This is a genomic window from Poseidonibacter parvus (genome assembly GCF_001956695.1).
Classification (GTDB): Bacteria; Campylobacterota; Campylobacteria; order Campylobacterales; family Arcobacteraceae; genus Poseidonibacter; species Poseidonibacter parvus.
Genome location: NZ_CP019070.1, coordinates 2414795 through 2428474 on the forward strand (window position 1 = coordinate 2414795; position 13680 = coordinate 2428474).

Annotated in this window: 11 protein-coding genes; 5 read left to right on the forward strand and 6 right to left on the reverse strand. The window is 27.2% G+C overall.

The features are described 5' to 3' along the window. Positions 1–18 precede the first annotated feature (18 nt). From LPB137_RS11890 to LPB137_RS11910, 5 genes are read right to left on the reverse strand one after another with little or no spacing between them, the layout of a single operon-like run. Positions 19–1890: a glycosyltransferase family 2 protein gene (locus tag LPB137_RS11890; RefSeq protein WP_076088335.1), complete on the reverse strand. Its 1872-nt coding sequence runs from the start codon at positions 1888–1890 to the stop codon at positions 19–21. Continuing rightward, positions 1887–3488: a polysaccharide biosynthesis/export family protein gene (locus LPB137_RS11895; protein WP_076088337.1), complete on the reverse strand. Its 1602-nt coding sequence runs from the start codon at positions 3486–3488 to the stop codon at positions 1887–1889. Before LPB137_RS11895 ends, LPB137_RS11890 begins: the two co-directional genes overlap by 4 nt. Position 3489: 1 nt before the next feature. After that, a complete protein-coding gene (locus LPB137_RS11900; protein ID WP_076088339.1) occupies positions 3490–4581 on the reverse strand; it encodes a KpsE/RkpR family capsule polysaccharide export protein in 1092 nt (363 codons plus the stop codon). Continuing rightward, positions 4566–5219, reverse strand: a complete 654-nt coding sequence (locus tag LPB137_RS11905; protein ID WP_076088341.1) for an ABC transporter ATP-binding protein — start codon at positions 5217–5219, stop codon at positions 4566–4568. Before LPB137_RS11905 ends, LPB137_RS11900 begins: the two co-directional genes overlap by 16 nt. After that, a complete protein-coding gene (locus tag LPB137_RS11910; RefSeq protein WP_076088343.1) occupies positions 5216–5989 on the reverse strand; it encodes an ABC transporter permease in 774 nt (257 codons plus the stop codon). Before LPB137_RS11910 ends, LPB137_RS11905 begins: the two co-directional genes overlap by 4 nt. Positions 5990–6175: 186 nt before the next feature. On the opposite strand from LPB137_RS11910, the gene LPB137_RS11915 reads away from it, so the two are divergent. From LPB137_RS11915 to LPB137_RS11930, 4 genes are read left to right on the forward strand one after another with little or no spacing between them, the layout of a single operon-like run. Beyond that, positions 6176–7180: a Fe(3+) ABC transporter substrate-binding protein gene (locus LPB137_RS11915; protein ID WP_076088345.1), complete on the forward strand. Its 1005-nt coding sequence runs from the start codon at positions 6176–6178 to the stop codon at positions 7178–7180. 5 nt (positions 7181–7185) lie between these two features. After that, positions 7186–8805, forward strand: a complete 1620-nt coding sequence (locus LPB137_RS11920) for an ABC transporter permease (RefSeq protein WP_156981741.1) — start codon at positions 7186–7188, stop codon at positions 8803–8805. Beyond that, positions 8792–9787: an ABC transporter ATP-binding protein gene (locus LPB137_RS11925; RefSeq protein ID WP_076088349.1), complete on the forward strand. Its 996-nt coding sequence runs from the start codon at positions 8792–8794 to the stop codon at positions 9785–9787. Before LPB137_RS11920 ends, LPB137_RS11925 begins: the two co-directional genes overlap by 14 nt. A 44-nt stretch (positions 9788–9831) precedes the next feature. Then, the gene (locus tag LPB137_RS11930) at positions 9832–10509 is read left to right on the forward strand and encodes a GGDEF domain-containing protein (RefSeq protein ID WP_076088351.1); all 678 of its coding nucleotides are present in this window, start codon (positions 9832–9834) and stop codon (positions 10507–10509) included. Positions 10510–10531: 22 nt separating this feature from the next. Here the strand turns inward: LPB137_RS11930 and LPB137_RS11935 are convergent, their stop codons facing one another. Further along, the gene (locus LPB137_RS11935; RefSeq protein ID WP_076088353.1) at positions 10532–12346 is read right to left on the reverse strand and encodes a menaquinone biosynthesis decarboxylase; all 1815 of its coding nucleotides are present in this window, start codon (positions 12344–12346) and stop codon (positions 10532–10534) included. A gap of 89 nt (positions 12347–12435) precedes the next feature. Here LPB137_RS11935 and LPB137_RS11940 point away from each other — a divergent pair, with 89 nt between their 5' ends. Continuing rightward, the gene (locus LPB137_RS11940; RefSeq protein ID WP_076088355.1) at positions 12436–13614 is read left to right on the forward strand and encodes a MalY/PatB family protein; all 1179 of its coding nucleotides are present in this window, start codon (positions 12436–12438) and stop codon (positions 13612–13614) included. Positions 13615–13680 lie beyond the last annotated feature (66 nt).

Genomic DNA, 13680 nt, shown 5'->3' on the forward strand with positions numbered 1-13680 from the left:
AATATTTTAAACATTTTATTATCTATCTTTTATTCCAAAATTTTCATGTATTAAACAAAGATTATTATTATAATAATAATCTTTTATAAGATAATCTCCCCACATATTTTTCATATACTCTACTTCTGTATTAAATCTTTTTATTTTTTTAGGATTATCTTCTTTCCCTCTACTTATAGATTCATGATGGTATAATTCTACATATGGAGTCCATAAGTTTTTGTATCCTAATTTAAGAAGTTTAAGACAAAAATCTATATCATTAAAAGCTACTTTTAGATTTTCTTCATTTAATCCTTTTACCTCTTCATATAGCTTTTTTCTTACAACAATACAGGCACCTGTAACAGCAGAAAAATTTTGTATTATCTTAAGTCTTGAAAAGTAACCATTTTCATTTCTTTTGAAATATTTATGCGAATGGGCTGCAACTCCACCAATACCAAGAATAACCCCAGCATGTTGAATACTATCATCATCATAGTATAACATAGCTCCAACAGCTCCTATTTCTTCTCTTATAGCATGTGATACCATTTCTGTAAGCCAATTTTTACTGATGACTTCTACATCATTGTTAAGTAGAGTAATAATCTCTCCTGATGCATGCTTTACTGCATAGTTATTTATAGCTGAGTAGTTAAAAGGTTTATCATAATCTAGTATTTCTATTTTGTCATGATTTTTAATTTTTTCAAAGTATTTTAATATTCTAGGTCCATTACTTCCATTATTTACAACTAATATTTCGTAGTTTTTATAAGTTGTTTTTTCAAAAATACTATTGATACATTTACTTAGAAGAGTGTATTTATTTCTTGTTGGAATTATTATAGTTACTTTTGGCTGATCTTCAGGAATAGGATATATTACTTTATATGTATTTGCTAGTAGACCACCTTCTACAGTGATATTCTCATTTTTTTTAGAAAAATAGTCTTTAAGTACTTTTAATCCAGCTATATGAGCATAATTTTTTTCTTTGCTATTTAATGCTGTTGAGCCTTTAATTGCTCTCCAATGATATAGTATTTTTTCTATTCGATTAATTTCATTATAATTTATTTCGTTTAAATATCTAAGAAGTAAATCATAATCTTGACTTCCTTCATATCCTTTTCTAAATCCACCTATTTTATCTACAATACTTTTTTTAAGTAAAACTAAATGACATAGATAGTTTTGAGAATAAAACATATCAGGATTCCATCCTGATTTAAAGTGTGGATCAAATCTATTTCCTTTTTCATCTATTTTGTCTTCATCACTGTATATTAATTTTAAGTTTTTATTTTCATTTAGTTTTTTAGTCATTTCATACAAGGCATTTATAGATAAGGTATCATCATGATCTAAAAGTACTAGATATTCTCCCCATGCTAAATTTAAGGCACTATTTGAAGCTTCTGATATGTGGCCATTTTCTTTTCTACAAATTACTTTAATATTTTCATATTTTGTTTCATAATCTTTTAGCATGTCAATAGTATCACTACTTGTTGAAGCATCATCTGCTATACATAGTTCCCAATTTGTATATGTTTGAGAGATTACTGATTCTATCATCTCTTTTAAGTATTTTATTTCTGTGTTATATGTGGGTGTGATTATTGAGATTAATGGTGTATAATCTAAATCTTCTATCAGATGAATATCTTCTTCATTCTCTTCTATCCAGTTTTGATATGCTTTTTTTTGATCTAAATATTTGCTATTTGTATTGTTTGTTTTTTTGTATTCATCATCTAGACGACTTATCATACTTTTAAAGCCATCTTGTCTATATTTTCTATAAGCTTTTTTATGGATGCAAAAAGGATCACCTCGTAAAGTATCTTTATATACTATATAAGAAAACTTTAAAATTGATTTAGATATTTTTTTTATCATAATCTTACTAATACTCCAGCACCAACTGCTATTTGGTACAGTATTTGAGTTATACTTTTTATTATCGGAATACTTTTTGAGTCTAGCTTTCCTAAGACTAGGACACTATCTCCTGGCTCAATTGTGATAATTTGATTTGAAAAGACACTATTATCATAAGTTGTTACATTTCCATCTTGTTTTATTACTAAGATATTGTCTTCATCAGCCCTTGAGCTAAGTCCTCCACACTGTTCTAGATAGTTTTCTAAACTCATATCTTCTACAAAAGAGAGTGATGAAGGTATTTTTACTTCACCTTGTACTGTTACTACATGGTTTCTTTTTGGTATAAATATTTTGTCTTCATCTTCTAGAACTATTTGAGAGAAGTCACTGTTTTTATTTAAGACTACTCGCCCTTTTGGTTCTACTTCTTTTGCTCTTTTGATAAAGTCAAGCACTGAGCTAGCCTCTTGTACTCTTATAGTAGATTCTTCTGTTGTAATTGAACCTGTTTTTAAAACTGATGATTCTAGTTCTTGTAAACTTGCATCTATTAGTTCTTTTTGAAGTTTTGCTACACTTTGTCTATATAGGTTTATGTTTTCTTTTGATGATAATTCTGAGAAGTTTAGTGTTGAGATAAGCTCTTGAAGTGTTGTACCTTTTTTTACTACTATATTTTTAAGGCCATTGTGTTCACCGTCTATTTTGATTTCAATTGTTTTTGTATTGTTATTAGATACAAACTTTACATGTTGATTTGCTTCTACTTTTACTTCTTTATCATTTATTGAATACATATTTAATGTTTTTTCATTGCTAATATCAAATTTTGAAATGATTATATCACTAGCTTCTGTATATGGCTGTACTAGTTTTGCTATTGTATTTATAGTTAAATATCCATTTGTTTCAATTTTTAGTGGTTTTTGTACATCACCATCAACTGTAATGTAACCTTTTAGGTACTCAATATTTATAATATCACCTGTTTTAAACTGTAGTAAATCTAATCTACCATTTAGTAAGTACTGATATAAATCTACATTTGAAATAATATTATTATCTCTAAGAACAGAGATATTCCTAAAACTTCCATTTTGAGCTATTCCTTTAGCTTTATCTATAAACTGTAAAATAGAATCAGAAGATAATCCTTCATAAAGTCCAGGCTTAACAGCACCACCTGATACAAAAACTGATATAGGCTGAAAGTTGTCAAGGTTTGCATAAATATATACATTATCTTTGTAAGTTTTTTGAAGTCTTTTTTTAATCTTTTCTGATAGGTCTTTATTTGCTACACCTAAAAGTTTGATAGCTCCTACTTTTGGTACGAAAATATTACCTTGCTCATCAATAGTAAGCTTCATATCTAAATCAACTGCACCCCAAAGTTTTAAGTTGATAGTATCAGATATGTTTAGAAGATAATCAGGATTGTATCTGTGTTGTGAAGATTTTGAAAATTCACCATTAAAAAGATTTTCTCCAAAGATTTTTATCTTTTTATTGTCTTTTAGTATTATCTCTTCTTTTTTATTTTCTTCACTTGGTATTTCAAGTGCGTTTGAAAAGTAGATTAAACTTAGTATTAAAAATATTATTTTCATATTACTCCCTATGATCTTTTATTATGGCATTTATCATAGATAAAATCCCATATAGTAGTGATAATACAAGTATCACAGTTACAAGCTCTCGAAATCTTTTCGGTTCACTATAGCTTTGTGCAAAGTTTGGATTTACTAGTACTTGTAGTGTTTTATTCTCTTTATTTACATCTATTTTTGCACTTTGTAGTTGAAGAAGGGCTTGCTTATAAAGTTCAGTATTTAAGTCTACTTCTGCTTTGATTTTTTCAAATTCGAAGATAGTTTTATTTAGTGTTGTTTTACTTCCTCTACCTGATTGTTCTTTTTTGATTTGATTTATTGAATTTTTGATTTGTGATATTTCTCTTTTTAAATCAATTATTTCAAAAGAACTGTTTGTAAGATACTTTGATAGCTTTTGTAGTTTTGCTGTGTTTTCTACTAGTCTTCCTTTTAGTTCAGAAAGAATTGTTGTATTTGTACTAGCTTGGCTATTTGGATCAAGCGTATTTTGAGTATCTTGGTATTTCGCAAGATTTTTAATAGACTTTTCTAATACTTCTTTTTGCTTACTTGTTTCTTCTTCTATAAAGTAGAGTTGTTTTGAAGCAGTTTGTTTATTGTATTCGTTTAGTTTGTATTCTGCTTCTTTTATCAAAAAGTTCACAATCTCTTGTGCTTTTTTTGCATCTACATGCAAAAAAGATATAGTAGTGATATTTGATGTTTCATCATATATGATTCCTAGATGCTTATTGTATAGTTCTACATACTCTTCATAAGAGTTGAAGCTATACATTTTTTGTAAAAAATCTAAATCAAAACTACTGTAATATGTATTTAAATCAAATTGTTTATTAAGCTTGTCATAAACTTCATATGATTTTAAATACTCTTCTAAAATCATAGTATCTTGAGTACTGTTATTTGACTGTCCACTTACAAATCCTAATAAACTTGATGTTGTAGATATATCATCTAAGTTTTTTATAGTAATTACTGCACTTGATTGGAAGAAACTTGTCTTTATAAGTCCTACGTAAACTATACTAAGCACTAAAAGTACTATAAAAACTATTTTAAACTTCACTCTTTTTACTTTTGATAACAATCTATTGCCTCCTGAACATCTTCAAAATATTGTATTTTACCACTATCTAGATAAATACCTACATCACAAACTTCTTTTAATATAGGCATTTGATGGCTAACTATAATTGCATTAGACTTTTTAATTTTTTCCATAAGTCTATCTTTTGCCTTATTCCTAAACTTTGGATCACCTACGGCAAGAACTTCATCTATAAGCATATAATCAAAATCAAAGAAAAGACTCATTCCAAAACTTAATTTTGATCTCATACCGCTAGAATAAGTCTTTAAAGGCATATCAAAATAAACACCTAATCCACTGAATTCATTTACATATTCTATTGCTTCTTTCATATGATTATCATCTTTACCATATATTCTACATACAAACTTTACATTTTGACGTCCTGTCATGCTTGCTTGAAATCCACTAGAAAGTCCCATAGGCCATGAAAATCTTTTTTTACTTCTAATTGTGCCTTTATTTGGAAAATCAATTCCTCCTAACATTCGAAGAAGTGTCGATTTTCCAGCGCCATTTGAACCAAGGATTGCTATACTTTTATCTGATGGTATTGTAAAAGTAACATCATCTAGAATATAGTTTTTACCTATATTTGTTTCATAATACTTTGTGGCATTTATAAGTTCTATCATGATGTTATTATCTTTCTTTCACTTCTTAAATAGATAAATAAAGACAGAAATAGTGGAACTATAGTCCATAAAGTCATATAAGTATAATCTACATATCTATCATCTAAAACATTTATATAATTTGCATGTATTGCTTCCACAAAATGAAGTACTGGATTGTAAAGTAATATTTCTATTATAACTTGTGGTAAGTCTTTAAGAGAATAAAATAATCCTGATGTAAATAACAATGGCATTGTAGTAAGATTTACTATTTTTTTAAATGTCTCATAAAATGAAACAATAATTGCAAAAAGTAAACCTAAACTAGCACCAAATAGGGCAAACCAAGCTAGTAATAGTATAATATTAAGAAGGTTTTCAGGAAAAAAATCAAAATGAAAAAACCAAGCGATAAGTAAAAAGAAAGAGCTTACAAAAATAAATATTAAAAATTCAATTAGGATCCTAGAGATTATAGTATAAATTGGTCTAACTTGTCTGTAGTTAAATAAAGCTTTATTAGCATCAAAAGCTGACATACCCATCATCATTATATTTTTAAAAAAGTTATATGATAAAAAACCAACTGCAATAAAAACTGCTATATCGTATCCAGAATTTGAAGTCCCAATAGCTGCATGAATAAAAGTAAAAATTAATATCTGAACAGATGGTTCAACAACTGCCCAAAAATAACCCATTTTTTGAGAACCAAATCGCGTTTGGATTTCTCGTAAGAATAATGCATATATAACATTGAAAAAATTAATATTTGTGTTAAAGAACAAACTTGCCTTTCTATATTATATTTGATTTTTTTAACGAGCGTTATTCTAACTAAAAAATAATTAAAAAAAGTTAAAAAGTTATTTAACAAACTTGATAATCATTCTTAGTATTAAGAATAAATAAAGCTTCTTTTTTCTATTATTCTAATAACAATTATCATTATAGATAAAATAAGAAGGAAGATTATGATAAAAAAATTAGCACTAAGTGCAATAATATTAACAAGTTCATTAATAGCAAGTAATAATGTAAATGTATATTCGAGTAGACATTACGATACTGATAAACAATTATTTAAAATGTTTGAAAAAAACACTGGAATAAAAGTAAAAGTAATTCAAGCAAAAGATGATGCACTAATTAAAAGAATGGAAAGTGAAGGTAAAAATTCACCTGCTGATGTATTTATTACTGTTGATGCTGCAAGAATTCAAAGAGCAACTGAAAAAAAACTTTTTCAGCCAATACAATCAGATTTTTTAGTAAAAAATATCGATAGCAAATTAAGAGATAAAGACAATCAATGGTTCGCACTTACTAAAAGAGCTAGAATGGTTACAGTAAGAAAAGATAGCAAACTTTCAAATAGTATTAAAACGTATGAAGAGTTGGCTGATCCTAAATATAAGGGTCAAATTATGGTTAGATCTTCAAGTAATGTATATAACCAATCTTTAATGGCAGCAATGATTAAACATCATGGTGTTGAATATGCAACAACTTGGGCAAAAGGCGTGGTTGCTAATATGGCAAGAGATCCTAAAGGAAGTGATAGAGATCAAGCAAGAGGAATAAATGCAGGTCTTGGTTCAATTGCAATTATGAATACATATTACTTAGGAAAGCTTGCAAATGGAAGCTTATCAGATAAAGAAGTAGTAGAAAATGTAAATGTGATTTTTCCAAAGTTTGAAAATGGTGGAACTCATGTAAATATTTCTGCAGCTGGAGTTGCAAGATATGCTAAAAATAAAGAAAATGCAATCAAATTTATTGAATTTTTACTTTCAAAAGAAGCTCAAGAAGTGTTTGCAAAAGGAAACTATGAATATCCTATAATAAAAGGCGCTGAAATTTCACCACTTGTTGCATCTTGGGGAAAAATTCAAGATGATAATGTTACAATTAACGACTTAGGTAAATTTAATAAAGATGCTGTAAAAGCTCTTGATGTTGCAGGTTGGAAATAACATATTTGAAAAATAAACTCTCTAGTTTAAAAATAAGTAGTGTATTAATCACACTACTTATTTCTATTCCTATGATTACAATATTTGTATATCTTTTTATTCATGACTCCGAAAATTGGGAACATATAAAAAATACTGTACTTCTTGAGTACATATACAATACCCTATTTGTGATGATAGGAGTTGGAATTCTTACAACTATTATTGGCTTTACAACTGCATATCTTACATCTTTTTATACTTTTTCTTTTTCAAATTATTTTGATTATGGTTTGATTTTACCTTTTGCATTTCCTACTTATATAATAGCTTTTATGTACAATGGAATGTTTGGGATTAGTGGAAATGTTACAACTTATATATTAAATCTTCTAGATAAAAATCTTAGTGAAGTAGTCTTTTTTGATATTCAATCTATTGAAGGTGCCGTTTTAGTGATGTCTTTAGTTTTATATCCTTATGTGTATTTGGTATGTAGAACTTATTTTAATTTTGAATCTGCTTCAATTATTGAAGCAGCTAAAACATTTAACCTCTCTTCATGGCAAGTTTTAAAAAAAGTGATTTTACCAATATCAAGACCTGCAATAATAGCTGGTGCAACGTTAGCAGTTATGGAAGCAACTGCTGATTATGGTGTTATGCAATACTTTGGTGTAAACACTTTTGTAACTGGTATTTTTAAAACATGGGAAGGTATGGGAAGTATTGAAGATGCTTCAAAACTAGCTAGTATGCTAATGACTTTTCTATTTATATTAATAATTTTAGAAAAATTTCAAAGAAGAAATAAAGTATATAAAAGTTCAGGAAAAGATTTCAGACCCATTGAAAAGATTAAACTAGAAGGAAGTAAGAACTTTCTTGCATCTTTTGTATGTTTTATTCCTTTTTTCTTTGGATTCTTATTACCATTTGTTCAGCTTACAATTTGGTTCTTTATTTCTTATGAAGAGATAATTGATGAAGAATTTGTTGATTTATTACTAAAAACTTTAAAATTAGGGATAATATCTGCAACGCTTTTAACTGCTATTGCAATACTTATTGTTTATAATTCACGTGTAAATAAAGACAAAAGTTCAAGCTCATTACCTCAAATACTAAAACTTGGTTATTCAATTCCTGGAGCTGTTGTTGCAGTTGGAATATTATCATTTTTTGGAATATTACATAAATATGTTTTAGATGTATTATCAATAGATTTTCTAATCTCAGGAACTGTTGTAGCTGTTATATTTGGATATGTTGTAAGATTTATAGCAATTAGTATTAATAACTTTGAAGCAGGATTTAATCGTATTCCTCAAAGCTATGATGATGCGGCTAAAATATCTGGAATTGGTCAAGTTAAAACATTTACAAAAGTATTTATTCCTTTGATTAAAAACTCTGCTGCTGCTTCATTTATTGTGATTTTTATCGAAGTTGTAAAAGAATTACCTCTTACAATGGTGTTAAGACCTTTTGATTACAACACACTTGCAATTAGAGCATTAGAATTAAATGAGCAATCACAAACAATAGAATCATCAGTTCCATCTATGTTTATAGTATTAATTGGAATTATATCAGTATTATTGCTGACAAAAAATATGAAAAAGGCACAGAATGCTAAGTATTAACAACTTTTCAATATCTTTTAATGAAACAAAAATTTTAGAAGATATTAACTTTGATGTAAAGCAAGGAGAAATTGTAACTCTTTTAGGTTCAAGTGGTTGTGGAAAGACTACAATTTTAAGAGCAATTGCTGGTTTACAAAAAGAGCATGATGGAAATATTTGTATTGGAGACACTTGTGTATCATCTAAAGAAGTTTATAAACAAGATAGAGAAGTTGGATATATTTTCCAAGATTATGCACTTTTCCCACATTTAAATGTTGAAGAAAACATATCTTTTGCTCTAGATAAATTATCTAAAAAAGACAGAAATAAAAGAGTAGATCAACTTCTAGAACAGTTTGATATTATAGCTCATAAACACAAACAGATCCATCAACTTTCAGGTGGACAGCAACAAAGAGTAGCAATCGCTAGGGCAATGGCAAATAAACCAAAAATATTACTACTTGATGAACCTTTTGCAAATCTTGATTCACAACTTAGATATAAGACAAAAATGTGGTTAAAAAATCTAATTAAGAAATATAATTTATCTGCTGTTTTAGTAACTCATGATAAAAAAGAAGCTTTAAGTATTTCAGATAAAATTGGAATAATTCATAATAAAAAACTTTTACAATTTGACGCAACACAAGATATATATTCAAAACCAGTAAATTTTTATATTGCAAACTTTTTATCTGAGATAAATATACTGCCAAAAGCATTAATTGAAAAATTAGAATTAAATGTGAAAGAAAACCAAACAGCAATAATAGAAATTTCAAAATCTAAACTTACTAATAAAAACACTTTACTTGAAGTAGAAATAGTAGATAAATCTTTTTGTGGAGAATACTACGAAATTTTAGTAAAAGATGTAAAAAATAATGAGACTGATGAATTATCAATGATTAAATCAACATTGGAAAATATCGATTTAAATGAAAAAATATACTTAGATTTAAAAAGAGAAAATATAAAAATAATACTAAAATAATAAAGTATCTTATTATTTATAAAATTTAGTGTATAATTTATTTTATGAAATTTAAAAATATACTACTAACACCTTTTATATTAGTTTCTCCTCTTTTTTCTAATGATGAAATATTATTAGAAAAATACCTTTATACCTTTACTATTCCTTTATTACTTATAATTTTAATTATCTTAATTATTAATCATAAAATGAGAAATGAAATATCTAGAAGAAGAAAAGCTGAAAAAGAATTACAAAATTATGCTAATAAAGATAGCTTGACTCAAATATTTAATAGAGGAAAAATTGATTTACTAATAAGTGATGAAATCAAAAAATCAAAAGATAAGAAGCAAACCTTTTCAATAATATTTTTTGATATAGATAACTTCAAACGAATAAATGACGATTTTGGACATATAAAAGGAGATAAAGTTTTAGTTCAAGTAAGTTACTTAGTTTCTAAAAATATTAGAGATACAGATACAATTGGAAGATGGGGTGGAGAAGAATTTGTAATTTTACTTCCAAATACAAGTTCTAATAAGGCATTTATAATAGCCGATGATTTAAAACAATTAGTTTCTAAAACAGATTTTGGAATAAATAGTGCTTTAACTATAAGTTTAGGAATTACACAATATATGCAAAATGACACAAAAGAATGTTTAATACAAAGAGCTGATAAAGCGATGTATTTTATAAAAAACAATGGTAAAAATGCAGTTAAAATTTTATAAAGGTAAGATTTTACTCTTATCTTTATAATTGGTATAGCTTTTTAAACTCATCACTAATATCAATAACTCCACGTTCTTGAAGCGATTTTAAAACACTTGGAGTACAATCAACATCATCAGGCCATGTTCTTTTATAATTATCAAATGAGTTTTTATTTGTAGCATCGATACAAATAGTATTTGCTTCAAAATACATATCTCTATTTGAATCGATATTATTAACAACTCTCCAAACTAGCATATAAGGATTATTTACGTCATTTTGATGTGAAGCATCAATTATTATTAGAATTTTTACATTCTCTAAAATTGGTTTTAAATCTTCAAAAAGATGCTTTTGAGTTCTTGTTTTTTCAACTGTTATAATTGTAACTGGGTTTTTTGTATTTGTAAAATATTGTTTTAATTCTTTTACTTCACTTGTAATTGATTGCATTTTAAACAATAATTCATCATCTTCAATAAGAGTAATACCAAGTTCTTCAATCTCTTCACCTGTACAATCAAGTCCTAGTTTTCCACCAACTGCAAACTTTGGACTTGAGTGATCAAGTGCATCAACTACACCTTTTGAAATCATCATATCATCGATATTTATTCGATTTAATATATGTTCAGCAATTGCTTTATGATCTGTTAAATCAGGTGCGTCTTCATTTACAAATAAGGCATGTTTTACAAAACTCATTTGTCCAACACCCCAAAATGCGTGCATCATTTGTTGTGCATGTCCTGGATATAAAGTTTTGATTTTTGCTAAAATAAGATTATGAAAAACTCCATTTTCTGGCATATAATAATCAATTAAATCAGGTGCAGTTGTTTTAAGTAATGGCAAGAAAATACGCTCTGTAGCATGTCCCATATATTTATCTTCTAAAGGTGGTTTTCCAACTACAGTTGCTAAATATGTAGGCTTTGCTTTACTTGTAATTGCTGTAACTTCCATAAACGGATACTCTTCTTCAAGTGTGTAATAACCAGTATGATCACCAAATGGACCTTCAATTCTAAGTTTAGTAGGATCAACAAAACCTTCTATAATAAAGTCATTATCTTTTGGAACCCAAATATCATTTGTAATTGATTTTACAAGTTGTGCATTTTTATTTTTAACAAAACCATAAAGCATTAACTCAAAAATACCAATTGGTAATGGAGCTTGTCCACACCAAATATACATAGGATCTCCACCAATTCCAACTGAAACTGGCATTTTCTTACCTGCTTTTTTATATTCATGGAAGAAGTGATTTGAATCTTTATGAATTTGCCAATGAAGACCTAAAGTATTATCAGGGAAAACTTGAAGTCTGTACATTCCAAGATTTTTCATTTCCCCATTTAAAGAAGTTGTGTAAACCTGCCCCATTGTAATAAATGGACCACCATCTTGCTCCCACGTTGTAAGAACAGGTAAATCAGTAAGTTTTGCATCATTTCCTAGTTTTATAACTTGTTGACACTCACCTTTTCCTCTATTTTTTTTAGGAATTGTATTTTTTAATGCAAAAAGCTTTCCAAAAGTTGTAAGTTTTTCACCTAGAGTTGTTGGTGGCTTCATTTTTAATAAAGATTCAATCTCTGAACCAATCTTATCTCCATCACCTATAAATAACTCAACTGCTTTTTCATTACAAAACACATTCATCAAAACAGGAATGTCAAATTTTTTATCATTTGCTTTATCTACAACATTTGTAAATAATAATGCTTTTGAATCTTCTTTTTTAACTTCAATATATGCTATATGTGGAATTTCTAAATTAATATCTAATTCATCATCTATAATTCTTAGTAAATCATTCTTTTTTAATAATTCGATTGCTTCTTTCATATTTTCCTCTATGTAACCTAATCAGGTAATTAGTATAAATCTTATATCATTTTATCAATAAAATATAGTTTATGGTAGGAGATTTATATATGATTGATAAGAATAAATACAATTTTGATGAAAAAGTAAATAGAAAAGGTACAAATTGTGCAAAGTATGATGGTTTAAAAAAATATTTTGGATATGAAGATTTAAATCCACTTTGGGTGGCTGACATGGATTTTAAAACTCCAAAGTTTATAAATGATGAAATAATCAAAGCAGCTCAAAACTCTGCTTATGGTTATAGTATTGATAGTGATGAATTATATGATTCAATTATAAATTGGCAAAATACAAGACATAATTGGCAAATAGAGAAAAAAGATATTTATATGATAAATGGTGTTGTACCTGCATACTCAGCATGTGTTGAAGCTTTTAGCGAAATTGGAGATGAAGTAATTGTTCAAACACCTGTTTACCCTCCTTTATTTAAATGTGTACTTGCAAATAATAGAAAAGTAATAACAAATGAATTAAAAGAAGAAAATGGTTATTACACAATGGATTTAGAAGATTTAAAATCTAAAATAACTAAAAAAACAAAAATTCTTTGTTTATGCTCACCTCATAATCCAGTAGGACGTGTTTGGAGTAAAGAAGAACTTGAAGCTTTAGCAGATATTTGTATTGACCATAATATTACAATTGTTTCTGATGAAATTCACTCTGATATTACTTTTAAAAAATTTACACCTCTTGCTTCAATTAGTCAAAAAATCGCAAATATTACAATCACTCTTAATTCAGCAGGTAAAACATTTAATATTGCAGGATTAAATTGTGCTTATGCAATTAGTAAAAACTCTGATATTTTAGATAAATTTAAAACTATTGCAATTAAAAGAGAAATTCAGTCAATAAACTTTTTTGGTTTTATTTCAACAAAGGCTGCTTATGAAAATGGAGGAGAGTTTGTAGATCAATTAAAAGATTATTTACAAAAAAATATGCAATTTACTAAAGATTATTTACAAAAAAATGCTCCAAATATTGATTTTATGTTACCAGAAGCAACATACCTTTTATGGTTAAATTTTAAAAATACTTCATTAAATCACAAAGAAATTAAAAACAGACTCTTAACACAATCAAAAGTTGCATTAAATGATGGTGTTTCTTTTGGTAGCAATGGAGTTTCACACTTTAGACTAAATATTGCACTTAGCAAAGATGCTTTAAAAGTTGCTCTAGACGATATATCTAAGAGTTTTAATAGCAATTAAATAGCAAAGTATTACCTTTTTTCTCATTCTATTAAATTAAATTTTTGGAAAGCTACTAAAGCTTTT